This window comes from Bacillus sp. AF62, assembly GCF_050312695.1.
GTDB lineage: Bacteria > Bacillota > Bacilli > Bacillales > Bacillaceae_G > Bacillus_A > Bacillus_A cereus.
The window spans coordinates 133,064-159,818 of the sequence record NZ_JBNPJZ010000058.1 but is presented as its reverse complement, the minus strand read 5'-3'; the positions used below and the strand labels follow the sequence as shown (position 1 = coordinate 159,818).

Genomic DNA, 26,755 nt, shown 5'->3' with positions numbered 1-26,755 from the left:
CTGCCCGTTAATGCGGGATAAAATGAAACCCCACTGTTAAAAATGGAAACAGTGGGGTTCCTTGCATTTCTAAAATTCTTTCCTAAAGTTTCGATTCCCTAAAAATCTTACCAATATACAAATAGCGCCAACTACTACAGCTATCCCTATACTATATAAAAGTACTTTACCATATCCACCTATTCTCGGATCTAAAAACGGATATGGATACCAATTCACGATTGGACCACGTATTAAGCTATATACAACGTAAAAACACGGGAATAAGAGCCAACTTGCAGCTTGTTTCCAAGTGATTTTCTTAATAGGTGGATTTAAAATCCAATCTAAAAGCATTGCAATCGGCATGATATAATGTAGCACAGTATTTACCCATGGTATTGCCGTTTGAAGTGACTCTTCTAACCCTCTTAGTAACAAAAAATAAACGAGTCCTGTCGTAAGTATGTATACCGTTGCCGCACCACGAAGTATACTAAACTGTTCTGAGTGACCAAATGTAGCTGTTCCGATACTGCTTAAAAGGAGAATACATGCAACTAAAATGTTACTTTCAATGGTGAAGAAACTAAAAAAGTTAACTGGATTAAACGGCTTCACTTGTGCCCTAATTATGAATTGCGTAATAATGGTGCTACACACTAGAAGACTTAAACATAATCTAAATAAAGATAAAATTTTTTCATCCTTCATACATTCCCTCCTTTTCTTATATATAATTAGAATTTCCCTGTACATGCTCAATAAATAGTTTTAATGGAACGAGCCCACGTTTTGGCATATGACTACTTATAATAGCTACTATTTCCAACTGAGGAATGATAACGATGTATTGTCCGCCGTATCCCATAGCAAAATATATACAATACGGTATGTGAAATCTTCCGTTATGTAATACCCACCAGTGATATCCATATGCACCGACATGTTCATATGTTTCAAATAGAGCCATACTTGACTCTTCTAACCATTTCGCTGATACAATTTCTTTTTCATTCCAATATCCATTTTGCAAACATAACTTTCCTAATTTTAATAAATCGGTAGATTTCATTTTCATACCGAAGCCGCCGACATATATACCTTGCGGATCTTGTTGCCACTCGTATTCGTTAATTTCTAATGGATCAAATAAATATTTCTTTGCAAACCGCTCTGTCGACATTCCAGTAGCTTCTTGAATAATATAGCTCAGTAAATGAGAAGAACCTGAATTATAATTCATTTTTGTAGCGGGTTCTTCAATTATTGGCTTTTCTAATATGTACTGCACCCAGTTCTCTGATTCTACAAAGTCATTTGGGAATACTACTCCATTTCCAAACTCTTTCCAATCCTCACCAGTAGTCATTGTTAATAAGTGATAAAGCGTCAAATCATGTTTTTCCCCAGGTACATTTTCAATCCACTCTGTAATCGATGTATGTATATCATTTATATAGCTCTTATCAATTGCAATACCAATTAATAAAGATACAATACTTTTTGTAATCGAATTTATTTTATATAAGTTATTTGCACATTCAGGTGTTTTATAGTACTCAGTTGTTAATTCCCCTTTTTGATAAACAAGAAATGTATTCACTTTTTTCTTTTCGAATTTATTTTCTAGTTGCTTGAAACCCAAAAACTTTACCTCCATTTAAATAGTTACTCCATTTATTATATCTTGTTCCTTCATTTTAAACATAATTGTGCTCAAATAAAAATAAACCTGTCAGCCATAATGAACTGACAGGTTTATTTTTATAATTTCGTACGAACATTCCAAAGCTCTGGGAAGAATTGTTGATCAAGTACTCGTTTTAAATAAGAAACACCGGAGGATCCACCTGTTCCCATTTTATATCCAATAATTCGTTCTACTGTTTTCATATGACGGAAACGCCATTGTTGTAGCCAGTCTTCAATATCAATCAATTTTTCAGCAAGCTGATATAAATTCCAATATTTTTTCACATCCGCATATACTTCTAACCACGCTGCTTCTACTGTTGCATCTTCTTCATAAGGTTGCGTAATATCACGGTTTAACACATCTTTATGAATAGGGAATCCTTCTTTTACTAATGCTTGAATCGCGACATCATATAGACTTGGTGCATGTAGCGCTTTATGAAGTCGTGCATGTAATTCTGGATCCTTTTCATAAATTTTTAATGCGTGTGGCGTTTTATAGCCAAGTGCATACTCAATCATACGATATTGATACGATTGAAAACCTGAAGCTTGACCGAGTGAATCACGAAACTCAATATATTCTGATGGTGTTAATGTCGCAAGAATATCCCAAGATTGAATAATTTGAGACTGAATTTTTGATACACGTGCTAACATTTTAAAAGCTGGTTGTAATTTATCTTGTTTAATAGATTCAATCGCCGCATTTAGCTCATGTAAAATGAGCTTCATCCAAAGCTCACTTGCTTGGTGAATAACGATAAATAACATTTCATCATGATGGTCCGATAATCTTTTTTGAGAAGATAGTAAACTATCTAATTGTAAATACTCCCCATACGTCATATTCTCTTTAAAATCCGTATGAATCCCTTTTTCCATAATTACTTTTTCATTTTCTTTCATATTAGCCAAACGCCCCTTTTATATGATTCTACTTATATTGGTCTAATAACGGCTCGAACTGGACTTCCATCTGCATCAGTTAATGCAAGTGGTAATGCAATAAGTTCATAATCACCGTCTGCTACATGATCTAGTACGACATTTTCTAAAATATGAATTCCATGTTTAAATAATTGATGATGTGCTGCTAATCCTTTATCATCTAGCGGATCAACTGATGGTACATCTACTCCGATTAAACGAATACCTTTCTCTGAAAGAAACGACGCTATGTCTGCACGTAAATGAGGGATCACCTCTGGAAATTCTTCAGCTTTTCCATGTGAAGATGTACGTAATAATAATCGTTCTACACCTTCTAAATGAAAGCTTTCTAATTCCTTTTTCCCGACGCTTTCAAGATTAGAAACGTCAATAATCCGTGCTGGGCCAACATAAACTTGAACATCTAAATCCAATACTTTCTTTCCATCATTATCAAAATGAAATGGTGCATCAATATGAGTGCCTGTATGAATACTCATCGTTAACTTTCCGACATTTACTGAGCCACTTTCTTCTTTTGACCATGAAACTTCATACGAGAACGGTGTGTCTCCTGGCCACGTTGCTATATTATTATTTAGCGGTTGTGAAATATCAATCCACTCTGATGTTTTCATATTTATGCCACAACCTCTCGCTTATTTTCAAACTGCTTATACTCTTCATTTTTCATAATTTTCTTTAATATTTGTACAGATTTCCACACTTCTTCGTATGTGTTATATAAAGCGACCGGCGCAAGTCTCACCCCATTTGGCGCTCTAAAATCTGGAATTACTCCATTTGCTTTTAGTGCTTTACATATACGTGCTGCTTCTGCATGCTCTAAATAAATGTGCCCGCCTCGTTTTTCATCCTCTAATGGATTTCCAATTGTAAATTCGAAATCTTTTAATTCATGTCCAATTAAATTCAGCATGTATCTCGTAATATGTAAAGATTTCTCACGTAAACGTTCAATACCAGCATCTTTGAAAATTTCAAGTGAACCAATTAATGGTGCTGTACTTAATACGTGCGGTGTACCAATTTGATAAGCACCTGCATGATCAGCAGCTGTTAATGTATGCTCCATATTAAACTGTTTATCTTTTCTAGAACTAAACCATCCAGACAATCCTGGCAGTCTATTAAAATGTTTACTATTTACATAAAGGCCTGCAACACTACCCGGTCCTGCATTTAAATATTTATAATTGCACCAAACAGCAAAATCGACATCCCAATCTTTGAAATGATGCGGAATAGATCCTATTGAATGGCATAAATCAAATCCAATGTGAATGCCGCGTTTATGAGCTTCCGTTGTTAAACGTTTCATATCAAGAATTTGACCACTTCTATATAAAACAGAAGGTAATAAAATTAAAGCGATATCATCTTCCATCGCATGGATAATATCTTCTTCAGAAAGTGTTCTACCATCTCGGCTTTTCACTCTTACTAAGTGCTCCTCTGGATCTAATCCTTTTAAACGAATTTGACTTTGAAGTGCATAAATATCTGATGGGAAAGTTAATTCATCCGCAAGTATTTTTGTACGTATTCCTTTTGGTTCGTAAAACGTCGCAATAACTTGGTGTATATTTGTAGTTGTAGAACCGGTTACAATAGTTTCTTCGGGTAAAGCTCCAATAAGAGGGGCTGTAAGTTTACCTAATTTCTCTGAAAGGAAAAACCACGGGTGCTCACCTTCTGTCCAGCCGTCAATGCCATACTCTTTCCACGAATCTAGCAACGTAAGTAATGATTTCTCTGCTCTTTTTGAAAGTAGCCCTAATGAGTTTCCATCTAAATATATAGTACCTTCTTTTTTATAGAATTCAGTTTGAAAATCTTTCAGTTCATCATGTTTATCACATTCAAGCGCATACTCATAAGTTGGTTGAAATGGTTCTTTATACATGGTGTCACCTTCTCTTAATTTTCTTTTTATTCTAACTAATTGAAATATATCACCTTAATTGATACAACGTCAATGATATTATGTCAGTTGACTTTATATATGAACTTCTTTTACAATACAGTTATACTTTCAGATATTTCAGTATAAAGAGGTGATTCTTTGAAAAACTCTACTCTTTCATCAAGAAAACACCGCTCCTTAGAAACGAAGAAGAAACTATTACACTCTGGTTACACTATTTTTATAAATAATGGATTTCAAAAAACGACAATTACACAAATTATTAAACATGCAGAAACTGGTTACGGAACAGCATATGTATACTTCAAAAACAAAGATGATCTCCTAATTAGTTTAATGGAAGATGTTATGAATCGTTTTTATAATATTGCTGAACGCTCTTTTTCTCCACAAACAAAAGAGGAAGCACGTATAATGATCCAAAATCAAGTTAGAGCATTCCTGCAATTAGCAAATGAAGAACGCGCTATTTTGCAAGTTGTAGAGGAAGCGATAGGATTATCAAGAGAAATACGGCAAAAATGGGATGAGATTCGGGAACGTTTTATAACAAGCATTAAACAGGATATTACTTACTCTCAAGAAAGTGGATTAGCACAACCTAATTTAAATAAAGAGATTGTAGCACGCGGTTGGTTCGCGATGAATGAATCGTTTCTTTGGACTATTACGCAAAATGACAAAAAGATTAACTTAGAGGAAATTGTGTATACGTTAACGGAGATGTATACGACCGGGTTATATAAATAGCACACCTTCAATAAGTAAGGTGTGTTATTTTACATCTATAAAAATATATTATCTGGGTATGGTAGTGCTAAAGTAGGCTTTTCAGAAAATGAGAAATATTGTAGTTTTAAAGATTCACCATCTATCGATTTCAGTTTTCCACTAGTAACTTCACACTCAAACACAACAACAATATATTCTACCTTATCGCCATTTGCATATGTATAACGAAACTCTTCCCCTCCAAATACCCCTTTTTGTTTTTTTACTTGTACTTTCAATCCTGTTTCTTCCCATACTTCCCGAATTACTGCTTCTTCTGGAGTTTCCCCAGGTTCAATTGCTCCAGCCGGCAAACTCCAATATTCTCCGCCAGGATATTGAAATAAGATTTCTCCCTGCTCGTTTTTAATAACTGCAGCTACACTTGGCATGAATATTAGTTCATGTCCTAATTGCTCCCGGATTTTTTTATAATATAGCGACATCGACATATAATTCTCTCCCACTCCATTAATGAATAACTGTATTTTCTGACATATATTCTATAATAATACCAATAACAATTTCTATATAGAAAGGATACGAAAATGACCCAAGTACAACTAGTAAATAGCTTTCTATCATTTTTAGGTACGACAAAACAGCCTACTAGCTTAAAGTTTTTAAATGAGCTTATTAAAGCTCATCAAGAAAAAGTAAAGTGGGAAACTCTTACTAAAATAATTGACTGGGAAAAAGGTAAGAAAACAGAGGATTATTTCCCTTCCATTGAGACATACATAAACCGTATTACAACAAAAGGTCTGGGCGGTACTTGTTGGACTCACTCGATTGGATTCCATTGGTTATTATCAAATCTTGGTTTTGATGTTCAATATATGTATATGGACCCCGGACATTTATGCTTACGGGTTAACTTAGAACAACCTTATTATGTTGATGTTGGTTACTGTGCACCTTTATTCCAAGCTTACCCACTTTATGAATCATTTCAAGTAAGTAATGTAAGAGAAACTTTCACTTATGAAGTCTCAAATAATAAGATTGAAATTACTAGAAATCCAGGTCCCACAAAAACCTTACACATAGAACCAATACACTTATCAAATATGAAAGAACTTATTTCAAGGTCTAACGATTGGCGTACATCTCCTGTATTAAAGAAAATTCAGATTTTCGGTTATATCGATGGCATTCCGACTTCTATAAATGATAATGTTTTAAAACAATATTTCCAAGGTAAGAAAAGAGAACAAATCATTACATCTTCTGAACTTAATTATTGGATAACAGAAAGATTTTGTGTTGATAAAGAAATATATGAAAGAGCTATTGAGATTTTCAATGAAAAATCTTCAAACAGTAAAAGCGTTACTCATGAGATTGAGTAACGCTTTTACCTTAATATATTTTTAATATTAATCTTCTTTATGATAAGCAGCTTCTACACATTCTGCTAGACGCTCCATTTGTTCCATAGTTATACCTCGTGATATCCAGCCTGTTAACTTATACATCATTTTATAATAAAAATTACTAGGTTCATATTCTGAAATTAATGTTAGTGCTGTACCTTCCTCATCTTCTTCTAACATATAAGTCATCGCTGAATAACCTTGCTTCATTTCACTACCTAGTGAAATAATATGGGGTGTATCGTATTCAAGAATTTCTACTTCTGCCTCAAATATTTTCTTACCTACTTTTTGAACAGAAATATATTTATCTCCTACACGTGGATTCTCTTTATCCATATTTGAAGGATAGCGATTTTCTATTATAAACGTATTCCATTCTTTTATTTTTTCATCTTCTATTATATAGTCACATACAATATCCATTGGTGCTTTTATTACTATTTCAATTGCAAAACTCATTATACTGCCCCTCTCAAATACCCTATCCATTTCTATTTAACTAAATCATTATGCCATATTTTATATAGTGAAATACAAGTGGAATTTTAACTTTTATTGCGAGAATGTTTTTCGTAATAAGAAAATCATGAATAAATAATTTAAATACTTATTCATGCAAAATGTTTTACTAACAATACAACAATTAAATATAACGCAACGAGTAGTCAAGCGATGCCCATACTTTTATTTTCTTTATTTTTAAAATTTTGCACTCCTAAACTAACTAACATAATCCCTATAAGCGTTTGTAAAATTAGCATACTCTGTTCCGAAACATCATTCCAACTATAAATGGAATACCCCATTACAATAATTGCAAGTACAATCGTTAAGATCCTATTCATATGAAAATCCTTCCTATAAAAAAAGAAGCCACTAAGTTTCCTTAGTGGTTTTATTAACAATTTATATTTAGTAAAATTACTTTTTATGAGTTTGATATAAGTCAATAGAATTTCCTGGCCAATATAACTATGTATGTTAGCACACTTTTTCTTTATTCAGTCTACTTACAATTCCAACTATAAATTTATATTCAATCCTCTTCTTCTTAATCTTTTTAAATCCTTCTTTCGTATCAAAAATTAAACACGTTTTCCGAAACCACATTCGTACATATAGTGACTCAAAATAAATAGGTTTTATAATTCCTCGTTCTTCAAATTCAGTTCCATCTTTATTTTCGGTTTCTGTTCGAACGAACCACCTATTTCCGAAGCCGATTTCAATATACTTCACATAAGTCCCCCTTCCGGGAATTATTTTCTAACAATTCTATTATTTCCCCGGTAAGCGCACATTCCGACAGAACATGAGCCCACAAAGAAAAAGTAGATTACAAAAATCTACTTTATAACTTATATTTTTGCATTCGTTTATAGAATGTACTACGGGGTACATCTAATAGTTTTGCAGCTAACGAAACATTTCCGTTTGTCTTTTGTAATGCTTCAATCATGCTATCACGCTGTATTTTTTTACGAAAATTCAATGTATGTTCTGTTTTATTTTCAACTTGTAACTCAAGTTGTTGTTGATTTCCCATCATTGTTTGTATCAAAAAAGCGACTTGTTTTTCGCATATTTCCCGTCCTTGCGACAAAATGTAAATGCGTTCTAATACATTTACTAGTTCTCGAATATTTCCGGGCCATGTATGTTGTAAAAATTGATTGCAAATACTTTTAGGAAATACAACATTCCAATTCTTCCGTTCGCAAAAGTGTTGTATAAAATATGGGATATCCTCTTTTCTTTCTAATAACGATGGAACATATAACGGATAAACGTGCAAACGATAATATAAATCTTGACGGAATTTCCCTTCTTCTACTAACCTTAGTAAATCTTTATGTGTGGCAGTAATAATACGAATATTTACTGGTACCTCTTTTGAACTTCCTATTGGAGTTATTGTGCGTTCTTGTAAAACACGCAATAAGGCTACTTGCATCTCTGGTGGTACTTCGCCAATTTCATCTAAAAACAGTGTTCCTCCATTCGCTTGTTCAAATTTCCCTTTATATCCTTGACGTCGCGCACCTGTAAACGCACCTTCAGCATAACCGAACAATTCACTTTCCATTAATTCTTTAGGCAAAGAACCGCAGTTAACAGCTATAAAGGGTCCGTCTTTTCTTGGACTATTTTCATGAATCGCTCTCGCGACATATTCCTTTCCTACTCCTGTCTCACCACATACATACACACTAGCATCAGTCGGTGAAACAAGCTTAATTTCTTCTAGTGTGTGTTGAAATGCTTTACTTGTCCCGGTAACTCCTGGAAAAGTAATTCCTTTTATAAATGTGAAAGCAGAATATGTATTCATTTGTTTGTTTTCCTTTAAATACATACATTTCCCAATCATTCTTTCATTACTATATACCGGTATCTCTAATTTAGTTTCCAATCCATGGTGCACTAAATCTTCAAGTTTCATTCTTGACCAATTAGTTACTCGTTCCCGAACGCTCTTACTCGCAGAAACGATAACATCACGATGATTACAAATAACTACTTGTTCATCACTATCAATGACATCTAAAAAACGATGGATTAAGTGTAATTCATTTTGATGAACTCTTATGCTACATTCACGTTCAATCGCATGTGCAATTGAAGTTACCATACCGAGCATATATGGATGTGAAAATTCAATTGGACAGGAAAAATCTAGAATACCAATTAATTTCCCGTCATCGTTATGAATGGGAGCAGCCGCACAACTCCAGCTATGAGATACCACGGAGTAATGTTCAGTACCACTTATCATAATAGCTTCTTCAATTTCTAGCGCTGTTCCTATTGCGTTTGTCCCCACAGCTGCTTCCGTCCATTTTACACCTTCAATAAAATTAATATGTTTCGCTCGCTTTAACGTTTGTTTATTTCCACTTAAGGATAGGACATAACCATCTGGATCGATTAATAATGCCATCATTTGTAGTTCATCAATGGTTTTTCTCATATTTTGTATTTGGGGTAATGCTATATCAAGGAAAATTTCACTCTTTTTCTTTTGTTCTCGAAAAATATTAGAAGACAAAACTTTCTGACCTTTATTCATATGAGGATTAACATTAGCCTGTTTACATCGATGCCACGATTCTGAAATTCTTTGATTTATGCGATTTGAATCAAGAACACCTTCATTAACAAACTTTTTCCATGTATGTAAGTAAAACGGTGAAGCTAACATTGTATCATCTCCCTTTTAATTGTTTTGGAGATTTATAAAACATACTTTTATTATAAAACTGAATAAAAGCGTTTTCAATACAACTAGCAATACGACACAAATATGTTAATAATTTGAATATCCTAATGCACTTCTTTATTCTTTTTTAGTAGCACTATATTTTGTATAATGGACGCAAAGAAAATACATAACCAAAACCACTTTTGTGGATTACCATTTATAAAGAAAACAATCACGGCTATTGCAAATAAAATAGCGGATGCTAAACTAAAATATAATTTTGTTTTAATTTCTATTATCCCTCACCCCTCTGTTACTTTACAGTACATACTAACTCTTCATTTTTCATCTCTACTATGTACTCCTGTAAAACATATTCTTTCCCGCCATGGTTTTCATACCATTCATGTATTCCTTTAATATGCCTCTCGTCACTTCTAATTTTCGATTCTATTTCATTATACTGTTCATAACTATCATATTCCCATATGGCAAATACTTCAGACGTACCATTCTTATTATCTTTCATCCAGCGTCCTATTAGCCTAGAACCATGCTTTAATTGATTAGGTAAGTTCGTATTATTGAAATGATCATTAAATACTTCTATAAATTCATTTTTCACTACATAGTACTTCCTTCTGTAAAACATACTTCTTCACCCCTTTCATGAAAAGTATTAGTAAATCTTCCCATCACTACCGTATTATAATACTTTCCATCCGATAGTCTTTTGTCATTTTTCAAAATGCCTTCTACTTCAAAACCTAATTTTTTATAAAGATGAATAGCTTTCTCGTTTGTCTCTAATACTTGTAAAGATATTTTATTCACTGCATTTTCGTCAGCCCATTTAATAGATTGTTGTAATAGGCTCTTCCCCATTCTATATCCCCAAAACTCTTTTAAAATGCAAACGCCAAACTCCACTTTATGAGATAATCTCTTAAAATTTGATCCTTCACATCTTGAAAATCCAACGATTCGATTGTGCACTTCTGCAACTAAAAAGAGATTCTTAGTCTCTTCACTATCTGTTTTTATTATTTTTTGAAATCCTAGATTATCTATAAATCCCTCTCCAGCATCTCTATCCATATTTTCAGTTTCTCCATCAATCTGAACTCTAATTTTCGATAACTGCTCAGCATCTTTCTCAGCTGCAGAACGAATTGTATAAGTTAATCCATTTATATAAAACTCTTGCTCTTTTACAATCATGTCAAACTCCTTTCAAATGAATATAATGGCGCTATTACAACTTGTTTATCTTGTTTCTCAAAGTCCTGAACAGTTTTTTTACTAGCCTCTTCGTCAGTTATAATAATGTCAATTTCTTTTAGAGACTCTCCTCTTATAAAACAATCTATTCCAAGTTTATTATGCTGAACTAAACAAATATTTCTTCTAGCAATTTCACTTACTCTTTTACTAAAATAAGCAACTTCAGGTGTTGCAGTACTAATACCTTGTAATGAAATGCCTCCACCTGTAGAGAAATAAAGATCAATAGAAAATCTACTTATCAATTCAGAGGCAAGTGTATCAGTAATATTCCCTGAAGGTTTTACTTTTCCGCCAATTAAATACGTATCAATATTCTTATATTCTCGTAGATAACCAGCTATTTCTATAGAATTCGTAATAACCGTAAATGATACTTCTGGTAAATATTTCAGCATCGCATTATGAACGGAAGCCCCACCAATAAAAATTGAATCACCTTCTTGTATATAAGATACCGCAACTCTTGCAATTGTGTCCTCATATATTGAGCTATCACTATAACGTTTAGCTGGTTCCGCAGCTAAGTTTCTCACTCGCGTAAGTTCAATTGCACCTCCGTGCGTTCTTTTTAATAAACCATCCTTTTCCATAATAGACAAATCTCTTCTTATAGAATCAATAGACATATCAAATCTTTCCGCAAGATCCTTTGCGATTACTCTTCCATCTGTATTAAGTAGCTCTAAAATTTTCTCTCGACGCTCTTCAGTAAACATGTCATCACCACCGTTATTGAAGATTCAGAAACTTAAACTTTATTTTAATTATATGCATGCCTCTTCCATTTTACAATATTTTCAATTCTTATTTATTCCGTTTTATACAGTCTTATCCCTCTTTCTATCCTGTTAACTTGACAACCGGATAAATATATATCTGTATATTACGAAAAAATACTTCCATTCACCTTCCTATTGATGTAAAATTATTCCTATGTTTTACTTTTTAATACAGAAAGGGATTACTATGAAACCATTAATCAAAACGACATGTACAGCATTATTATTTACTGGAATATTAACAGGATGTAATAGCAATACTACATCAAAACAAGAAAAGAGCGCTCTCGAAAAGAATGCAATGCACTATGGGGAAATATTTAAAAACGAATACTATAGAGCAACTGTTGAAAATGCTAAATTCGAAAAAATAGACAAAGAGTGGCGTCTCACAGCTCGCGTTACTATAAATAACGCTCGTGTTGACGGACAAACGATAGATCTTTCAGAAATAAAATATTTCATAAAAGATGACAAAACGGGTGAAAAATACGAAGGTAAAGTTATACAAAATGAAAATGCTAAAAAAATTCCATCTGAATTTTCTTTAACTACTGACATTGAATTTAATATGAAAACTTCACCAAAAGATTTAAATAATATGTATTTATACATAGATAGCAAAGCAGCGCCGTTAACAGATACATATTGGAAGCTTGATAATTTAGTATCTAAATAGAAAGACCAGTCTTACATGACTGGTCTTTTACATTCATACATTTAACTTTCATTAACACTTATATTAATTTTCTAATAACAACTTGAATAACATCAGCTAAACCAGTGTGCCCTTTCCCTTCAATTCGCTCTTGTTCGCCATTAAAGAAATGAATTATCTTATGTTCTTCACACCAAGTAAGGATATCAATTGGATCATACAGCATATCAACATCTTTTGGTCCACCAGTACCATAGTTTATTTGTTTTTTTGAGTAAACTTCAAACATAATTAAACCACCAGGCTTTATCGTTTGTATCATTTTACCTAATATCATTTTTTTATAATCATCATGAAAATGTCCAAATACCATAATTGCTGCATCATATTCATTTTCTGGCAAACTATCAGCTAATAAATCTACTTTTTTTGTATGCACGTTTACGTTATGCTTCTCTGCCAATTTTTTTGTCTTCTCTAATCCATCTTCCGAATAATCAATAGCTGTTACTTCGTTCCCTTGTCTTGCTAGAAATACAGCATTTCTACCTTCTCCCTCCGCGAAAGCTATTACTTTATTGTGATTTGCTAAACGAAATGCTTGTTCTTTAATAAATGTATTAGGTTCTTCCCCGTAAAAATATTCATCTGATTTATATCGATCATTCCAAAATTTAGTCATCATCTTCTCTCCTTCTTCATATCATTTTCTAACTACAATTAAAGATATCACAGAGTCTTTTTATCCTTAATTAATTTAAAAATAAAAGCAGATTAAAAATCCACTTTTATTTTTTTCGCAAGATCTATGATTTTTTGATTTCGTAACTCTTCTTCCATTTTCTCTTCTGCTGCAAGCATTACTTCATTAATTAAACATCCAGGTTTGTCATGTAAACAACATTCAAACAATGATGTTTTACCTTCAATTGCATGTATAATATCTAAAAATGAAATATCTTCCCAATTCTTACTAAGCGAGTAACCGCCCTTTGGACCAGATGATGAATGTATCATCCCTTCCTTCGTCAACTTAGTTAGTATTTTAGACAAGTACGTTGGTGAAACATTTTGCATTTCTGCTAATTGGTGAACACTAACTAACTTATTTGGTGTAGCCTTTGCCAGAAAAAGCATTGTATGAAGAGCATAATTTGTAGCTTTAGAATATTTCATAGTACAGCCCCTATTGTAGACTTCATGTATCTACAATAACTTTATTTTTTTATTATGTCAAACGTTTGTAATGCTCCATAAAAAATTATTTCTTCACAAGTAATACATCTGTCGCACAAATCGTCACTTCTCTAAATGGACAGTCGAATAAAACACCTAGTTCAAAACCATCTTCAGTAAGAGCTATTTCATGATATAACCACCAAGCATTTTCAAAGTTTTCCGGCATAGAACACTTTGTTACTCCTATAAAGGTTACTTCAAATTTATCAAATTCACTAAAAGTACCACTGCAATCTAATACGATAGACAAAGTATCTTCTGACTTTCTCTTTACTACTTTAATTACACTGTCGTGTAATGATGTCTTGTGTAACTGAACGATATTTGACGGAAGTTTTTTCTCAATGGAATTAAAATATTCTACGTATGATTGATCTAATTGTGCCACTCTTTTCTCATAATCTGTTGACCACTTTCGCATACGTTTTTTCAGTTCACCTGATGGGTATTCTGAATTAGTTGTGATGTTTTGTATAATTGAGTATATCGATTCAGGAAGGAACTTTAATAAATCTATTTTCCTTTTCTCTATTTCTTCCTTTAAACTTTGTATATCCATTTCCGACCATTCTTTTATAGACTCTATAAAACTTACAAATTCTAAAACTTGCATTTTTTTATACCATTCTCTTGTAAAATATTTCAATGACACCTTTCCTAAAATATCTTTACATCCAGTAAAAGCAATATATCCACTTATTATATCATTCCAATAACCATTCTTTCTAAAGAAAAAATATAAAACTGTAAATATTCCGTCTATTATTTCTAAAACTTCAGGATATTTACAAAAGTATAAAATTAGAATACATTTTAGCTGTACAAGATTCACCTGTACAAAAATTCAAACAAAAAGGGATGGTTATATGTTGAAGAAATTAGTAGCAGGGACATTAGTAACGGGTTTTGCACTAACTGGAGGACTAGGTGCGGTAAGTGCTGAAGAAAAAAGTAACACAATTAAGTCATTTGATTATTTAAAAGTGGATGAACAAAATGTTAATTCATTTGCAAAATTAAGTGAGCAGGATAAGAAAGATATCCAAATTACTATGGTATTACCAGAGCAAAATGAAAATGGAGATTGGCTAGCTTATGGTTTTACTAGCCGTGAAACATTAGATGCGTATATTGAAAAGGATAAAAAAGCAATTAAAAATAAAATTAATCCTTTAGGTAGCGGTGCTGGTAGTACTGATTTTTATGAACATAAAGATAAAGGTGGACAATATATTTACTGGAGTAGCGGCTTTAAAAACTTACCATCTAGCTGGAATGACAGAATTTCTTCTGTAAGTACAGCGTCACCTTCTGCAAGTTATTCAACTACACTTTGGGAGCACACTTCAACACAAGGATATGGAAAAGGCGTTTTATTTAAACATGCTGATTGGTACGGTAAAACTGCTAATTTAGCTGCTGATTGGAACGATATTACTTCAGCGATTGAAATTAAATAGTAATAAGATATTTAATTTCTTCTATAAAAATTCAAACCACTATTCTCTCTTTCATTTAGAGAATAGTGGTTTATCATATTTCTATTTAAGCATGTACAGCATGTCCTACTGCTTGCATTAACGCTTCATGAATCGCCTCAGATAAAGTTGGATGTGCTGCAATATAATCTCTCATTATATCAGCGGTAACTTCTGTATGAATCATTACGGTTCCTTGACCAATAAGTTCAGTTGCATGAGGACCGATAATAGAAATCCCTAAAATTTCTTGGTATTTAGGTTCTACAATGACTTTTACTTTACCTACTTGTTCTCCTAAAATAAGAGCTTTTCCGTTCGCTATAAAAGGAAATTCTCCGATGAGAATATCACCATATTGTTCTCTTGCACCTTTTTCACTTAACCCGACACTAGCTATTTCTGGAGCTGTGTATATACAACGGGGCACAGCGTGATAATTTACTTTCACGTCTTCTCCGCTTGCGTGTAATGCTGCTGTCGTTCCTTCATGGAAGGCAACGTGAGCAAGCTGAATTCCACCGATCACATCACCAGCTGCGTAAATATGCGATACGTTCGTTTGCATATGTTCATTCACAGCAATCCCTTTATTTGAAAACTGAACCCCTGCCTTTTCTAATCCTAATTGTTGCACTCGTGGTTTTCTTCCTACAGAAACAAGAACAAATTCTGGAGTTACTTCGTGAGTAATTCCCTCGTATTCAAATGAAGCTTGCTTCTTATAGTTATTTAAACCTTTTAAAACTGCTCCCGTAAAAATTTTCACCCCATCTTTTTCTAATTTCTCTCTTAAAGTATTCACGATATCTTCATCTTCACCAGGTATTAATTGCGGTGCCATTTCAACTATCGATACTTTTGTGCCAAGTCTACTATAAATGCTTGCAAACTCGCATCCTATTACACCACCACCAACGATTAACAATGAAGATGGTACACTCTCAAGAGACATGGCATGGCTACTATTTAAAATCCATTTTCCATCAAACGGAGCGAATGGTAATTCTGTAGGTTCGGAACCAGCTGCGATAATAAAGCTCTCTCCATCAACTACTTCTTCTTTATTTCCTTGTACAACTCGCATACGATGATCCGTTTCGAATTTCGCTTTTCCTTTTACAACTTTAATTTTATTTTTCTTCATTAAATATTGTATTCCTTGGACGAGTTGCATTACGATTTGTGATTTCCTCGCCTGTATTTGATCCCAATCAATTGATATACTTCCTGTATTAAGCGTAACCCCATAATCATTCGCTTTTCTCACAATGTCATGTACTTCAGCACTTTCTAACAGTGATTTCGTCGGCATACACCCAACATTTAAACATGTTCCGCCAAGGTCAGCTTCATCAATAAGAGTGACATCTTTGCCATTTTGAGCCGCGGTAATTGCTGCTACATAGCCAGCAGGTCCGCCCCCAATAACAACTAATTTACTCATTCTCTCACCTTCTCTTTATAAAAGAATTGTTATAGGTTCTTCTAAATAATGTTTAATTGTGCGTAAAAATGCAGCTGCTGGTGCACCGTCTAATACACGATGATCGAATGTTAAACTTAAAGGTAACATACTTCCTTTTCTTAATTTTTTCCCTTTAAATACAGGAACATGTTCAATTGCACCTACACCTAAAATACCCGTTTCAGGTGTATTTAATACCGGTGTGAAATATTCAATACCAAAGCTACCTAAATTACTAATTGTAAATGTCGTTCCGTGCATATCATCACTACTTAAGCTACCTGCTCGTGCCTTTTGTGCCACATTCTTAATCTCTTTAGACAACTCTACTAAAGATAAATTATTTGCAAAGCGAATAGCTGGAACGACTAACCCTTTTTCTAATGCGACTGCCCTGCCTAAATGCACATGTTCAAATTGATGAATTGCATCATCTATATAAGCGCTGTTCATTTCTTTATGCTCTCCAAGTGCTAATACAACAGCATGCGAGACGAAATCCGTAATAGTTAATTTATTATCATATCTTTTTTGTACAACTTCCGCTATTTCTTTATGTAAAGCAACTAAATCTGTTACATCTACTTTCATCGTTAACGTTAATTGTGCGCTATTTTGTAAGCTTGCGTGCATACGATTTGCGATCGCTTTACGCATACCAGTAACAGGAATCACGTTACTTTCTTCTTGTTCAGATATTTCCGGAACGATTCCTCTTACCTCAAGTGCTTTTAATACATTTGCCTTTGTAATCCTTCCGCCAGGACCTGTACCAACTAATACCTTGATATCCAAATTTTCAGACTTTGCAATTTTCTTCGCTACAGGTGAAATTTTAATTCTTTGCTTGGCTACTTCTTTCCCATTTGGTTCTTGATTTTGTACATTTTGTACTTCTATATTAAATGTTTTTTCTTCTACCACATGTGTGCTTTCCTGCATTTCTACTTTTTCATTCGGTTTACCGATGTAGCAAATTACAGTACCAGGCGGCACCCCTTCATCTTCACTTACAGCTATATCAAGCACCGTACCATCAGCTGGCGCTTCAATTTCCGTTTCAATTTTTTCTGAATTAATACTAGCAATTAGTTCTCCTTTTACTACATTATCGCCTGCTTTAATATTCCAGCTCGTAATAATACCTTCTTTCATCGCCATACCTAACTTCGGCATTACAACTTCTACAGCCATGTTTCTCTCTCCCTTCTCATCGTTTTATTACACATGTAATAAAGATTGATCTCCAATCATTTCTGATACAGTTTCAATTACTTTTTCTGGCGTTGGCAAATACAACTTTTCAAGTGGCGGTGAGAACGGAACAGGTGTGTGTGGTGCTGTAATTCGTTTAATAGGTGCATCTAACAAATCAAAACCTTTATCCGCTACAATTGCCGCAATATCTGTTGCCATACTACATCTAGGATTCGCTTCATCAATGACGATAAGACGATTTGTTTTTTCAACAGATGATAAAATCGTATCCTCATCAAGCGGTGATAAAGATCGTGGATCAATTACTTCTACTTCAAGCCCCTTTTTCGATAATTGCTTTGCAGCTGCAAGTGCTGTATGAACTTGCTTTCCGATTGCGACAATTGTTACATCAGAACCTTCCCGTTTAATATCTGCTTTTCCTAATGGAATTGTATAGTATCCTTCTGGCACTTCCCCTTTCATATTGTAAAGTGTTTTATCCTCAAAGAAGATTACTGGATCATCATCTTCAATTGCTGCTAATAATAATCCTTTTGCATCATACGGTGTGGAAGGAACAACAACTTTAATACCTGGTATGCTCGTAAATAATGCGTACAAACTTTGTGAATGCTGAGCTGCTGCACTAAAACCAGCGCCATGCATCGTACGTACTGTAACGGGTACTTTTGCTTTACCTCCAAACATATAACGGAATTTCGCACCTTGGTTTAATACTTGATCAAGACAACTACCGATAAAATCATTAAACATTAACTCAGCTATCGGACGTAATCCAGTTGCAGCAGCTGCCATCGCAGCTCCCATATAACCCGCTTCAGAAATTGGTGTATCCAATATACGATTTCGGCCAAACTCTTGTACAAGTCCTTTCGTAACACCAAGAACACCACCCCAAGCTTCATCATCTTGCAGATGATCAACTTGTGCACCGCCTGCAACATCTTCACCTATTAAAATTACATTTTCATCACGACGCATTGAGATTTTCATCGCTTCATTAATTGCAGTTGACATACTTACTGTTCTAGTCATAATTTTTCACCCTCCTCTTATTTGTAAAAAACGTATACATCTTTTAATAATTCTTCATCGTCTGGGTATGGACTATTTTCACTAAATTCAATGGATCTTTGTACTGCATCATCTACTGCTTTTTCCATATCAACAAGTTCAGATTCCGTTAATAAACCTTCATGAATTAAATGCTTACGGAAATTCACAATTGCATCTTTTTCATTTAAATGTTCTTCTTTTTCTTCTGATGATTTATATGTTTGCGCTTCACCTTCGAAATGACCATAATTACGATATGTCATACATTCAATAATTGTTGGACCATCCCCATTACGCGCACGTTCCACTGCTTCTGCAGCAGCTTTATATACAGCTAGAAGATCTTTTCCATCTACTTGAACACCTGGAATATTATAAGCTTTTGCGCGATCAGCGATAGAATCACAACTTGAAGCATATTCAAATGTAGTTGCTTCACCGTAACCGTTATTTTCTGCAATAAAAATAACTGGTAACTTCCAAATCGCCGCTAAATTAACCCCTTCATGGAATGTTCCTTCATTATTTGCTCCGTCACCGAAGAAGCAAACACTTACATCTTTTGTTCCTTTATATTTAGCTGTTAATGCTGAACCGCAAGCAAGTGGGAAACCGCCGCCTACAATGCCATTCGCACCTAGCATTCCTTTATCTAAATCGGCAATATGCATGGAACCGCCTTTTCCTTTACATAATCCTGTCGCTTTCCCGAAAAGTTCAGCCATCATACCATTTAAATCACAACCTTTTGCGATACAATGTCCATGACCTCTATGTGTACTTGTAATACTGTCACTATCCGTTAAGTGGGCACATACACCAACTGCTACCGCTTCTTCACCTGCGTATAAATGAACGAAACCTGGCAAAACGCCTTGCGCGAACAATTCATGCACCTTATCTTCAAACTTACGAATCTCTAACATTTTTTCGTACATCCAACGAGCTTGTTCTTTCGTAATTTCATTCCCTTTACTTTCAGTTGTTTTTAACATGTCCAGCCCTCCTATTTTCTTGTTCGTCTTTTATATTGCAAGTACCGTGCCAAATTCTAATCCTTGCTTTAATAGGTTTTCTCTTTTCTTTCATAATAAAAAAGTGGAAAAAATGAGACATTTGTCTCGTTTTGTCCACTTTTGTTCACCTAATTTGAGAACTATTATCTTATTCATTATCAAAGCTCTGCTGTAATTTTCGGATGTAAATAATTTGCCCAATATGATATGCATTATGAGTTGTTACATTCGCTAACACTTCCCACCATTTTGCAGAAACAGGAAATCCTACTACATCACTTTCAACCTTTTCTTCATTTATAAGATTTTGCCATTGTAACAGTTTTTCTAGTAGCTTTTCCCGTAATTCATCGAAAGTTTGATTATCTGAAAGCATAAAACTTTTATTATTATCTCCTATAGCGGGTACTGCATTAACATGTGATTCTTTATACCTAGTTTGCCACGTAGAGTTCCAATACAGTAAATGTTGTACGATTTCGGCTATACTATTACACTCTTCATTCGGTTTCCAGAAAGCTTCCCTCTCAGATAAATCCTTAACTGCATCTGAAAATGGCATATACCAACTGGGATCATTCGCATTTGCTAATAACTGATCTGCTAATACATCTTTCACATGGACCATTTTTCTTCCCTCATTTCATTATCATATTAATATACACTACTCTATATACGCTGATTCCCTATAATCCCCTTTTTTTACATACAAATTGATTTCATACTAAATGTAAGAATAATAGATTTTCTTATCATAACTCGTTATGATAAAAGAAAAAGAAAGCTGGCGGAAAATGAATAAAAAAATCGCAATAATTACAGGAGCCTCAAGTGGATTTGGACTATTAACTACACTCGAACTCGCAAAAAAAGATTATTTAGTTATCGCTACAATGCGAAACCTAGAAAAACAAGAAACCTTACTATCCCAAGTTACTCAACTTAACTTACAGCACAATATAAAAGTTCAACAATTAGATGTAACAGATCAAAATTCTATACATAATTTCCAATTGTTTTTAAAAGAAATTAATAGAATAGATCTCCTTATAAATAACGCAGGATATGCAAATGGGGGCTTTGTAGAAGAAATCCCAGTAGACGAATATCGAAAGCAATTTGAAACGAACCTTTTTGGAGCTATATCAATCACTCAGCTTGTTTTACCATATATGAGAGAACAAAGAAGCGGAAAAATCATTAATATAAGCAGCATTAGCGGCCAAGTTGGATTTCCTGGTTTATCTCCTTATGTATCTTCAAAATATGCATTAGAAGGCTGGAGTGAATCGCTTTGCTTAGAAGTAAAACCTTTCGGAATAGACGTCGCTTTAATTGAACCAGGTTCTTATAACACAAACATATGGGAGGTTGGTAAACAACTAGCTGAAAACCAATCTGATACAACATCTCCTTACAAAGAATATATGGATAAAATACAAAAACATATTAATAGCGGTAGTGATACATTTGGTAATCCGATAGATGTTGCTAATAAAATCGTTGAAATTGCTGAAACAAAGCGTACTACTTTACGATATCCTATTGGAAAAGGTGTAAAATTTATGATCTTTACGAAGAAGATTCTTCCTTGGAAATTGTGGGAATACCTTGTTTTGAGAAGCTTTAAGAAGATGTAAATATAAAGAGTAACTATCAAGATAAATAATGGTAGCTACTCTTTTTAAATATTCATCATGAAAAACCAAAACGACATTAGTATGTAGAAAGAGGATCAAAATAAAGTAACATTGAAACCATAAAAACAAATGCAAAGAATCCAATTATAGAAAGAATATATTCCTTTGTCTCTCTGTTATACTTCCATTCCATCCATACGCGTAATAAGGAAATTGCTCCAAAATAAGTAAGTACAACAATTCCTATATTAGCATTTTCTACTTTGAACAGATAAATAAAACTTACTATAAGATATACGATAAAAAGACCTATTTCTAATTTTACATGTAAACCATTTACATGCTTATATATCCAAGCATTGCCCTTTGGCATATTTAGTTTTTTTCTTAAAAACTTTTCTAAAAAATATCCTCCAATTATCATAATAATAACTATAATCCAAATAGTAGAGTTGCCCATTGCATTCCCTCCTATTAAATTAATTATGTTTTCGTAACAAAGTGGATTATATATTTTTTAATACATAGATAATGTATTCATTTTCTTTATCTTCTTTAGTAGTAGTTTTATCAAGACATGTTTTATGTATTGTATAACAACAATCTATTTCCCATCCCTTTTGTTTCGGGATGTTTATCCTTTTTCTTTCTATTTTTTCAAAAACGAATATAGATAGTACCGATAAAATTAATAGAGTTATTTTTATAATTGACAGAAAACCCTATCCTTTTATTTTCTTACTTGCATTTTCTCCGGCTGATCACTCGGATACGTAGCACTCTCTTTATTTTCAACGTCCCAACTAATTATAGTCGCACTATCGCGTCCGAATTGATGATGAACTTGCTCTAATACATGATGAACACTTTCTTCAAGTTTTTTATTATTTCTATTCATATTATTATACAGATTTACTGGCGTTTCATATCGGCGTTCCCCGCATTCTAATACTCCATCTGTCACCATTACAATTCGGTTCTTTCCAGTACGTAATTCACGAATACCTGATGAATAACAAGGAACAGGTAAATCAAATGTGTTTACATTTCCAATCCATTCGTAAAAATGACGTTGATTTAATGCATATTGTCCTAACTTATGTAACTCTTCATGAAATACATACACTAAACAATCACCAATAGAAAGCCACCATATATAATTTTCTTTTCTTACACATAGTAAGCAAGCTGTTTCACCTTGTATTCTTTTGCACTTTTCCTTAAATGAAGGTGACTGAAAAATTGTAAGTATATGATTTTCAACAGACTGAAATACTGTATCAATTGGTTCATTCAAAATTACGCTTATATTTTCATATTCTTTGTCGATTGTATTTACTACTAAATCAACACTTTCCGTACTATTATGCCCATCTAAAATAGCTGCAAATTCCCATTCACCATTTGACCAAACTAATGCACCATCTTCATTCTTTTTCGCTCCAGCACTTATATTCCCGCCATATTTACCCAGTACAATATCACCATATTGCTTAACTGAAATTTCTCCTAAACACATTTCTATATTTCCAACCCATGAATATTGTGTATTATTTGTTGTATGCATACTCATTTACCATATACTTACGTATTCTTTCGCATAGTTTTTTTATTTTCTCTTCATCACCATATGGTGCACCAGTCCATTTCGCTACCTCGGTTGGTGACCAAAATTCTTTTGGTGTATTTGGATAACGTGGAATAATGTGCATATGCATATGTGGTACACCATTTCCTGAAACAAAAGTGTAAATATGCTCTGCACCTTCGCTTTCTTTTAGCGCTTTACTTACTCTACTTGTTATAAGTCCGAACGCTTTCGCTTCTTCATCTGTTAGTTCAGCAAGGCCAGGTACATGTCTTTTTATATCTATCATTACATAACCTAGGTATGTTTCTTCACTATCCCAGTAGACATGTCCAACGTAAACGAGTTCATCTTCGTAAATAGCTCCACCTGGAACTATAATAATTCCTTTATGTTTTTCGCAAATGAAACAGTTTTGTTCTATTTGATTGTTTGTTGACATTATCCATCACCTTCCTTTTCATATATAATAGCACAAAAAAAGGAAAAACAGGTTTCGTATTCCGAATTTTCATTCTTTTGATACAACAATTTTTGAAATGAATTTACATCTCATTATTTCTTCAAAAACGCAATCCCAATTATAATCCCAATCACAATTCCGATTACTAAATTATTTGTAAAGTGCCCTTGAAATACACCGATTACAACCCCTATACCGACACCTATTGCCAAAGCATCATTTCTTTTTTTATTTTTAGCCAAAATTGCATCTCCTCCCATCATTTCTCCCTAAACAACATGCATTCACTTAAATGTATTAATATACGCACTATCTCGCTTGAATCTTTTCAAAAAATGCACTTTAACTTCATATATAATATTTTCCATTTTCTGTACATACTCCTTTTATAATGAAAAAATTTCAAGTAACCATTAAATATATATAGGCATTTACTATAAGAAAGATCCGTAATTTATTGAAGGAGGAACGATTCAAATGCATCCTCATTGGAATCCAAATATAAATCAACAGTATGTTTATTCCCCCATCCTGTAAGGAATACATTGCATCATGATTCACAATATATGATGCAGCGCATCGCAAGTCTTGAAAGTCAGTTAGCTAAATTAATCTCATTAATTGAAGAAAATAATCAATTAATTAAATCCATGGAACAACAGCAAAACCAAGTTTGTGCACCAGCTGGAGGTTCTGTTATCGTTCGTATGTAAACTGGATGCAATAAAAAACACACTTTGTAGTATAAAAGTGTGTTTTTTGGTCATTATTTTCTTTTCGTATGGAACCCTTGTGTAATTCGGTCTAATATAATTGCGATTACTACGATAGCTAATCCAGCTTCAAATCCCATTCCGATATTAACTTGTGTTACCGAGCGATATACATCAACTCCAAGTCCTGGAGCTCCTACAAGTGATGCTGTTACAACCATCGATAATGAAAGCATAATACTTTGGTTCACACCAGCCATAATCGTTCCGGTTGCAAGTGGTAATTGTACTTTAAATAGTTTTTGTGATGCAGTGGATCCAAATGCATTCGCTGCTTCAATTAAATCTTCTGGAACTTGTCTAATTCCTAAGTCAGTAAAACGAATTGTCGGTGGCATTGCAAAGATTACTGATGCAATAATTCCAGGTACTACACCTACTCCGAAAAATGTGATCGCTGGAATAAGGTATACGAATGCAGGCATTGTTTGCATAAAATCTAATGTTGGTTTTAAAAATTTTGAGAAACGTTCATTTTGAGATGCTAATATACCAATTGGAATTCCGACAATAATTGAAATAATAACTGACGTAAGTACGAGTGCTAATGTTTGCATCGTTTGTGCCCAGTAGTTAATATTCAAAATAAATAATAATCCAATAAGCGTAAAAATGACTAAAGATAGTTTTCTCGTTGTGTACCAAATGAGGAAACATAAGATAATAATCATCAATATGGCAGGAATTATTATTAAAAAATTAGTGAGTAAATCAACGAATCCACCAATAATATAAGAGAATCCTCGGAATAAGCCTTCAAAGTGCTCATATAAACTTGCAACAAATGAGTCGACCCATTCCCCTAATGGAATACGTGGTATACTATTCATCGTCTTTCACCTCTTCCTCAATGTTTCCTGCAAGAGCTTGAATGACACTTTCACGTTTAATAATTCCTCTTAGCCTTTTCTTCTCATCGATTACTGGTAACGGATATTTCATCTCTGCCATTTTTGCATATGTCTCTTCCAGTAAAGTATCCAAATACACATGCGGAATATCATTAAGTAATAAATCAGCAATCGGCCACTGTTTTTGTACTGCTTTACTCGCATCATCCGCAGTTAATATACCTAAAAACTCATACTTTTTGTTTACAACATATACAGTTGAGACGCCTGCATTCCTCATAATTTGAAGGGCCACACGAGGTCCACGATCAATCAATAAAGTTTCTGGTCGTTTTAAAATAGACTCAGCCGTAATTACTTTTCCTAAATTCACGTCCGCAACAAACTTTTCTACAAATTCATTAGCGGGGCTCATCATAATTTCTTCTGGCGTTCCAATTTGAACGATTTCTCCATCTTTCATTAATGCGATACGATCTCCAATTCGAAGCGCTTCATCTAAATCATGCGTAATAAATATAATCGTTTTTTCCATTTTATCTTGCAACTCTAACAATTCATCTTGCATTTCTTTTCGAATAAGTGGATCTAATGCACTGAATGACTCGTCCATTAGTAATACATCTGGATTATTCGTTAGCGCCCTTGCGATTCCAACGCGCTGCTGCATACCGCCACTAAGTTGACTTGGATAATTATCTTTATGATGATCGAGTCCTACTAACTGTAGCGATTCTAACGCTTTTTTCTCTCGCTCTTCAACCGGAACTCCTTGTATTTCTAACCCATATGCAACATTTTGTATAACTGTACGATGCGGAAATAGAGCGAATTTCTGAAATACCATACTCATTTTCGTTCTTCTTACTCTTCGTAACTCTTCTTTTCCCATCGTTGCGATGTCTTCACCATCTATGTATATATGACCTGTAGTTGGTTTAATCAATTGATTTAACATACGAACTAGCGTAGATTTCCCGCTACCAGACAAACCCATAATAACGAAAATTTCTCCAGAGTATACTTCAAACGTTGCTTTTTTCACCCCAACGTTCATTCCTGTCTCTTTTAAAATTTCCGATTTACTTTTTCCTTCTTTTAATAAGGAAAGGGCTCTTTGCGGATGTTTCCCGAATACTTTTGTTACGTTTTCAACACGCACCTTTGTATTATCCATGTCACTACTCCTTTTCTACCCATCTATTCACATAGTGTTGCGATTTTACAAAGAAATATTACATAAAAATGACATTCATAAGATTTCTTTAAAATTCTCGTTTCCGTTCATAATAAGAATGCTTACTTATACATTTATTTTATAAGGCAAA

Annotated in this window: 32 protein-coding genes and 1 pseudogene; 6 read left to right on the top strand and 27 right to left on the bottom strand. The window is 33.7% G+C overall.

Annotation, left to right across the window (positions count from 1 at the left end; genetic code table 11):
- Window positions 1-69 precede the first annotated feature (69 nt).
- The 5 genes from ACQRBL_RS12845 to kynU form a co-directional block, all read right to left on the bottom strand.
- Window positions 70-693: a Pr6Pr family membrane protein gene (locus tag ACQRBL_RS12845; RefSeq protein ID WP_411995554.1), complete on the bottom strand. Its 624-nt coding sequence runs from the start codon at window positions 691-693 to the stop codon at window positions 70-72.
- A 16-nt stretch (window positions 694-709) separates the two neighbouring features.
- Complete coding sequence (locus ACQRBL_RS12840; protein ID WP_411995555.1) at window positions 710-1,627, bottom strand: serine hydrolase domain-containing protein; 918 nt, start codon at window positions 1,625-1,627, stop codon at window positions 710-712.
- A 119-nt stretch (window positions 1,628-1,746) separates the two neighbouring features.
- The gene (kynA, locus tag ACQRBL_RS12835; protein WP_025118391.1) at window positions 1,747-2,586 is read right to left on the bottom strand and encodes a tryptophan 2,3-dioxygenase; all 840 of its coding nucleotides are present in this window, start codon (window positions 2,584-2,586) and stop codon (window positions 1,747-1,749) included.
- A 32-nt stretch (window positions 2,587-2,618) separates the two neighbouring features.
- The gene (kynB, locus tag ACQRBL_RS12830; protein ID WP_411995556.1) at window positions 2,619-3,248 is read right to left on the bottom strand and encodes an arylformamidase; all 630 of its coding nucleotides are present in this window, start codon (window positions 3,246-3,248) and stop codon (window positions 2,619-2,621) included.
- A gap of 2 nt (window positions 3,249-3,250) precedes the next feature.
- Window positions 3,251-4,537, bottom strand: a complete 1,287-nt coding sequence (gene kynU / locus ACQRBL_RS12825; RefSeq protein WP_411995557.1) for a kynureninase — start codon at window positions 4,535-4,537, stop codon at window positions 3,251-3,253.
- A 159-nt stretch (window positions 4,538-4,696) separates the two neighbouring features.
- Here kynU and ACQRBL_RS12820 point away from each other — a divergent pair, with 159 nt between their 5' ends.
- Window positions 4,697-5,308, top strand: a complete 612-nt coding sequence (locus ACQRBL_RS12820; RefSeq protein WP_078993734.1) for a TetR/AcrR family transcriptional regulator — start codon at window positions 4,697-4,699, stop codon at window positions 5,306-5,308.
- Window positions 5,309-5,343: 35 nt separating this feature from the next.
- Here the strand turns inward: ACQRBL_RS12820 and ACQRBL_RS12815 are convergent, their stop codons facing one another.
- Entirely contained in the window at window positions 5,344-5,781 is a 438-nt protein-coding gene (locus ACQRBL_RS12815; protein WP_000062925.1) for an NUDIX hydrolase, read from the bottom strand.
- A gap of 96 nt (window positions 5,782-5,877) precedes the next feature.
- Here ACQRBL_RS12815 and ACQRBL_RS12810 point away from each other — a divergent pair, with 96 nt between their 5' ends.
- Window positions 5,878-6,681, top strand: a complete 804-nt coding sequence (locus ACQRBL_RS12810; protein WP_078993735.1) for an arylamine N-acetyltransferase — start codon at window positions 5,878-5,880, stop codon at window positions 6,679-6,681.
- Window positions 6,682-6,708: 27 nt separating this feature from the next.
- Here ACQRBL_RS12810 and ACQRBL_RS12805 read toward each other — a convergent pair whose 3' ends face one another.
- The 7 genes from ACQRBL_RS12805 to ACQRBL_RS12775 form a co-directional block, all read right to left on the bottom strand.
- Entirely contained in the window at window positions 6,709-7,167 is a 459-nt protein-coding gene (locus ACQRBL_RS12805) for an SRPBCC domain-containing protein (protein ID WP_063547494.1), read from the bottom strand.
- A gap of 206 nt (window positions 7,168-7,373) precedes the next feature.
- Window positions 7,374-7,553 (bottom strand): DUF3953 domain-containing protein, encoded by a 180-nt coding sequence (locus tag ACQRBL_RS12800; protein ID WP_001079915.1) that lies wholly within the window; start codon window positions 7,551-7,553, stop codon window positions 7,374-7,376.
- 136 nt (window positions 7,554-7,689) lie between these two features.
- Window positions 7,690-7,947, bottom strand: a complete 258-nt coding sequence (locus tag ACQRBL_RS12795) for a DUF3977 family protein (protein WP_000873828.1) — start codon at window positions 7,945-7,947, stop codon at window positions 7,690-7,692.
- A gap of 112 nt (window positions 7,948-8,059) precedes the next feature.
- Complete coding sequence (locus ACQRBL_RS12790) at window positions 8,060-9,910, bottom strand: sigma-54-dependent Fis family transcriptional regulator (RefSeq protein WP_097960864.1); 1,851 nt, start codon at window positions 9,908-9,910, stop codon at window positions 8,060-8,062.
- 313 nt (window positions 9,911-10,223) lie between these two features.
- Window positions 10,224-10,562: an NIPSNAP family protein gene (locus ACQRBL_RS12785; protein WP_000499992.1), complete on the bottom strand. Its 339-nt coding sequence runs from the start codon at window positions 10,560-10,562 to the stop codon at window positions 10,224-10,226.
- The gene (locus tag ACQRBL_RS12780) at window positions 10,535-11,131 is read right to left on the bottom strand and encodes a GNAT family N-acetyltransferase (protein WP_000635684.1); all 597 of its coding nucleotides are present in this window, start codon (window positions 11,129-11,131) and stop codon (window positions 10,535-10,537) included. Before ACQRBL_RS12780 ends, ACQRBL_RS12785 begins: the two co-directional genes overlap by 28 nt.
- Window positions 11,128-11,913 (bottom strand): DeoR/GlpR family DNA-binding transcription regulator, encoded by a 786-nt coding sequence (locus tag ACQRBL_RS12775; protein WP_411995558.1) that lies wholly within the window; start codon window positions 11,911-11,913, stop codon window positions 11,128-11,130. Before ACQRBL_RS12775 ends, ACQRBL_RS12780 begins: the two co-directional genes overlap by 4 nt.
- A 250-nt stretch (window positions 11,914-12,163) precedes the next feature.
- On the opposite strand from ACQRBL_RS12775, the gene ACQRBL_RS12770 reads away from it, so the two are divergent.
- On the top strand, window positions 12,164-12,655 hold the full coding sequence (locus tag ACQRBL_RS12770; RefSeq protein ID WP_000803253.1) for a hypothetical protein: 492 nt from the start codon (window positions 12,164-12,166) through the stop codon (window positions 12,653-12,655).
- Window positions 12,656-12,713: 58 nt separating this feature from the next.
- Here ACQRBL_RS12770 and ACQRBL_RS12765 read toward each other — a convergent pair whose 3' ends face one another.
- The 3 genes from ACQRBL_RS12765 to ACQRBL_RS12755 form a co-directional block, all read right to left on the bottom strand.
- A complete protein-coding gene (locus ACQRBL_RS12765; protein WP_113302951.1) occupies window positions 12,714-13,319 on the bottom strand; it encodes a class I SAM-dependent methyltransferase in 606 nt (201 codons plus the stop codon).
- Window positions 13,320-13,408: 89 nt separating this feature from the next.
- A complete protein-coding gene (locus ACQRBL_RS12760; RefSeq protein WP_277509444.1) occupies window positions 13,409-13,810 on the bottom strand; it encodes an Rrf2 family transcriptional regulator in 402 nt (133 codons plus the stop codon).
- Window positions 13,811-13,895: 85 nt separating this feature from the next.
- Window positions 13,896-14,519, bottom strand: coding sequence for a DUF4085 domain-containing protein (locus ACQRBL_RS12755; protein WP_023522148.1), 624 nt, complete (start codon window positions 14,517-14,519; stop codon window positions 13,896-13,898).
- A 220-nt stretch (window positions 14,520-14,739) separates the two neighbouring features.
- Here ACQRBL_RS12755 and ACQRBL_RS12750 point away from each other — a divergent pair, with 220 nt between their 5' ends.
- Window positions 14,740-15,333, top strand: coding sequence for a hypothetical protein (locus ACQRBL_RS12750; RefSeq protein WP_411995559.1), 594 nt, complete (start codon window positions 14,740-14,742; stop codon window positions 15,331-15,333).
- 85 nt (window positions 15,334-15,418) lie between these two features.
- Here the strand turns inward: ACQRBL_RS12750 and lpdA are convergent, their stop codons facing one another.
- The 5 genes from lpdA to ACQRBL_RS12725 all read right to left on the bottom strand — a co-directional run bounded on the left by lpdA (window position 15,419) and on the right by ACQRBL_RS12725 (window position 20,740).
- Window positions 15,419-16,798 (bottom strand): dihydrolipoyl dehydrogenase, encoded by a 1,380-nt coding sequence (lpdA, locus tag ACQRBL_RS12745; RefSeq protein WP_411995560.1) that lies wholly within the window; start codon window positions 16,796-16,798, stop codon window positions 15,419-15,421.
- 15 nt (window positions 16,799-16,813) lie between these two features.
- Window positions 16,814-18,013, bottom strand: a complete 1,200-nt coding sequence (locus ACQRBL_RS12740) for a dihydrolipoamide acetyltransferase family protein (RefSeq protein ID WP_411995561.1) — start codon at window positions 18,011-18,013, stop codon at window positions 16,814-16,816.
- Between the two features lie 27 nt (window positions 18,014-18,040).
- Window positions 18,041-19,075: an acetoin:2,6-dichlorophenolindophenol oxidoreductase subunit beta gene (gene acoB, locus ACQRBL_RS12735; RefSeq protein ID WP_000198901.1), complete on the bottom strand. Its 1,035-nt coding sequence runs from the start codon at window positions 19,073-19,075 to the stop codon at window positions 18,041-18,043.
- A gap of 17 nt (window positions 19,076-19,092) precedes the next feature.
- Window positions 19,093-20,091 (bottom strand): acetoin:2,6-dichlorophenolindophenol oxidoreductase subunit alpha, encoded by a 999-nt coding sequence (gene acoA / locus ACQRBL_RS12730; protein WP_023522152.1) that lies wholly within the window; start codon window positions 20,089-20,091, stop codon window positions 19,093-19,095.
- A 169-nt stretch (window positions 20,092-20,260) separates the two neighbouring features.
- Window positions 20,261-20,740 (bottom strand): DinB family protein, encoded by a 480-nt coding sequence (locus ACQRBL_RS12725; protein ID WP_023522154.1) that lies wholly within the window; start codon window positions 20,738-20,740, stop codon window positions 20,261-20,263.
- A 166-nt stretch (window positions 20,741-20,906) separates the two neighbouring features.
- Between ACQRBL_RS12725 and ACQRBL_RS12720 the strand changes: the two genes are divergently transcribed.
- Complete coding sequence (locus tag ACQRBL_RS12720; protein ID WP_218012228.1) at window positions 20,907-21,752, top strand: oxidoreductase; 846 nt, start codon at window positions 20,907-20,909, stop codon at window positions 21,750-21,752.
- A 76-nt stretch (window positions 21,753-21,828) separates the two neighbouring features.
- Here the strand turns inward: ACQRBL_RS12720 and ACQRBL_RS12715 are convergent, their stop codons facing one another.
- The 4 genes from ACQRBL_RS12715 to ACQRBL_RS12700 all read right to left on the bottom strand — a co-directional run bounded on the left by ACQRBL_RS12715 (window position 21,829) and on the right by ACQRBL_RS12700 (window position 24,063).
- Complete coding sequence (locus tag ACQRBL_RS12715; protein ID WP_023522156.1) at window positions 21,829-22,212, bottom strand: DUF4181 domain-containing protein; 384 nt, start codon at window positions 22,210-22,212, stop codon at window positions 21,829-21,831.
- 270 nt (window positions 22,213-22,482) lie between these two features.
- Window positions 22,483-23,325 carry a PP2C family serine/threonine-protein phosphatase gene (locus ACQRBL_RS12710; protein ID WP_023522157.1) on the bottom strand — a complete coding sequence of 281 codons (843 nt, stop codon included), beginning with the start codon at window positions 23,323-23,325 and terminating at the stop codon, window positions 22,483-22,485.
- The gene (locus ACQRBL_RS12705) at window positions 23,303-23,782 is read right to left on the bottom strand and encodes an HIT family protein (RefSeq protein ID WP_023522158.1); all 480 of its coding nucleotides are present in this window, start codon (window positions 23,780-23,782) and stop codon (window positions 23,303-23,305) included. The genes ACQRBL_RS12710 and ACQRBL_RS12705 overlap by 23 nt, the downstream gene beginning before the upstream one ends.
- A gap of 113 nt (window positions 23,783-23,895) precedes the next feature.
- Window positions 23,896-24,063, bottom strand: a complete 168-nt coding sequence (locus ACQRBL_RS12700; protein WP_000508401.1) for a hypothetical protein — start codon at window positions 24,061-24,063, stop codon at window positions 23,896-23,898.
- 217 nt (window positions 24,064-24,280) lie between these two features.
- On the opposite strand from ACQRBL_RS12700, the pseudogene ACQRBL_RS12695 reads away from it, so the two are divergent.
- Window positions 24,281-24,516, top strand: a pseudogene (locus ACQRBL_RS12695) (hypothetical protein).
- Between the two features lie 53 nt (window positions 24,517-24,569).
- Here the strand turns inward: ACQRBL_RS12695 and ACQRBL_RS12690 are convergent.
- Window positions 24,570-25,406 carry an ABC transporter permease gene (locus ACQRBL_RS12690; RefSeq protein ID WP_001084752.1) on the bottom strand — a complete coding sequence of 279 codons (837 nt, stop codon included), beginning with the start codon at window positions 25,404-25,406 and terminating at the stop codon, window positions 24,570-24,572.
- Complete coding sequence (locus ACQRBL_RS12685) at window positions 25,399-26,604, bottom strand: quaternary amine ABC transporter ATP-binding protein (protein ID WP_065483974.1); 1,206 nt, start codon at window positions 26,602-26,604, stop codon at window positions 25,399-25,401. Before ACQRBL_RS12685 ends, ACQRBL_RS12690 begins: the two co-directional genes overlap by 8 nt.
- Between the last annotated feature and the right edge of the window lie 151 nt (window positions 26,605-26,755).

Bases quoted from the DNA above. Each gene is read 5' to 3' on its own strand.
- ACQRBL_RS12845 (WP_411995554.1), bottom strand. From the start codon at position 693: ATGAAGGATGAAAAAATTTTATCTTTATTTAGATTATGTTTAAGTCTT.
- kynA (WP_025118391.1), bottom strand. From the start codon at position 2,586: ATGAAAGAAAATGAAAAAGTAATTATGGAAAAAGGGATTCATACGGAT.
- kynB (WP_411995556.1), bottom strand. From the start codon at position 3,248: ATGAAAACATCAGAGTGGATTGATATTTCACAACCGCTAAATAATAAT.
- kynU (WP_411995557.1), bottom strand. From the start codon at position 4,537: ATGTATAAAGAACCATTTCAACCAACTTATGAGTATGCGCTTGAATGT.
- ACQRBL_RS12815 (WP_000062925.1), bottom strand. From the start codon at position 5,781: ATGTCGATGTCGCTATATTATAAAAAAATCCGGGAGCAATTAGGACAT.
- ACQRBL_RS12810 (WP_078993735.1), top strand. From the start codon at position 5,878: ATGACCCAAGTACAACTAGTAAATAGCTTTCTATCATTTTTAGGTACG.
- ACQRBL_RS12805 (WP_063547494.1), bottom strand. From the start codon at position 7,167: ATGAGTTTTGCAATTGAAATAGTAATAAAAGCACCAATGGATATTGTA.
- ACQRBL_RS12800 (WP_001079915.1), bottom strand. From the start codon at position 7,553: ATGAATAGGATCTTAACGATTGTACTTGCAATTATTGTAATGGGGTAT.
- ACQRBL_RS12790 (WP_097960864.1), bottom strand. From the start codon at position 9,910: ATGTTAGCTTCACCGTTTTACTTACATACATGGAAAAAGTTTGTTAAT.
- ACQRBL_RS12785 (WP_000499992.1), bottom strand. From the start codon at position 10,562: ATGTTTTACAGAAGGAAGTACTATGTAGTGAAAAATGAATTTATAGAA.
- ACQRBL_RS12780 (WP_000635684.1), bottom strand. From the start codon at position 11,131: ATGATTGTAAAAGAGCAAGAGTTTTATATAAATGGATTAACTTATACA.
- ACQRBL_RS12775 (WP_411995558.1), bottom strand. From the start codon at position 11,913: ATGTTTACTGAAGAGCGTCGAGAGAAAATTTTAGAGCTACTTAATACA.
- ACQRBL_RS12770 (WP_000803253.1), top strand. From the start codon at position 12,164: ATGAAACCATTAATCAAAACGACATGTACAGCATTATTATTTACTGGA.
- ACQRBL_RS12765 (WP_113302951.1), bottom strand. From the start codon at position 13,319: ATGATGACTAAATTTTGGAATGATCGATATAAATCAGATGAATATTTT.
- ACQRBL_RS12760 (WP_277509444.1), bottom strand. From the start codon at position 13,810: ATGAAATATTCTAAAGCTACAAATTATGCTCTTCATACAATGCTTTTT.
- ACQRBL_RS12750 (WP_411995559.1), top strand. From the start codon at position 14,740: ATGTTGAAGAAATTAGTAGCAGGGACATTAGTAACGGGTTTTGCACTA.
- lpdA (WP_411995560.1), bottom strand. From the start codon at position 16,798: ATGAGTAAATTAGTTGTTATTGGGGGCGGACCTGCTGGCTATGTAGCA.
- ACQRBL_RS12740 (WP_411995561.1), bottom strand. From the start codon at position 18,013: ATGGCTGTAGAAGTTGTAATGCCGAAGTTAGGTATGGCGATGAAAGAA.
- acoB (WP_000198901.1), bottom strand. From the start codon at position 19,075: ATGACTAGAACAGTAAGTATGTCAACTGCAATTAATGAAGCGATGAAA.
- acoA (WP_023522152.1), bottom strand. From the start codon at position 20,091: ATGTTAAAAACAACTGAAAGTAAAGGGAATGAAATTACGAAAGAACAA.
- ACQRBL_RS12725 (WP_023522154.1), bottom strand. From the start codon at position 20,740: ATGGTCCATGTGAAAGATGTATTAGCAGATCAGTTATTAGCAAATGCG.
- ACQRBL_RS12720 (WP_218012228.1), top strand. From the start codon at position 20,907: ATGAATAAAAAAATCGCAATAATTACAGGAGCCTCAAGTGGATTTGGA.
- ACQRBL_RS12715 (WP_023522156.1), bottom strand. From the start codon at position 22,212: ATGGGCAACTCTACTATTTGGATTATAGTTATTATTATGATAATTGGA.
- ACQRBL_RS12710 (WP_023522157.1), bottom strand. From the start codon at position 23,325: ATGAGTATGCATACAACAAATAATACACAATATTCATGGGTTGGAAAT.
- ACQRBL_RS12705 (WP_023522158.1), bottom strand. From the start codon at position 23,782: ATGTCAACAAACAATCAAATAGAACAAAACTGTTTCATTTGCGAAAAA.
- ACQRBL_RS12700 (WP_000508401.1), bottom strand. From the start codon at position 24,063: ATGGGAGGAGATGCAATTTTGGCTAAAAATAAAAAAAGAAATGATGCT.
- ACQRBL_RS12690 (WP_001084752.1), bottom strand. From the start codon at position 25,406: ATGAATAGTATACCACGTATTCCATTAGGGGAATGGGTCGACTCATTT.
- ACQRBL_RS12685 (WP_065483974.1), bottom strand. From the start codon at position 26,604: ATGGATAATACAAAGGTGCGTGTTGAAAACGTAACAAAAGTATTCGGG.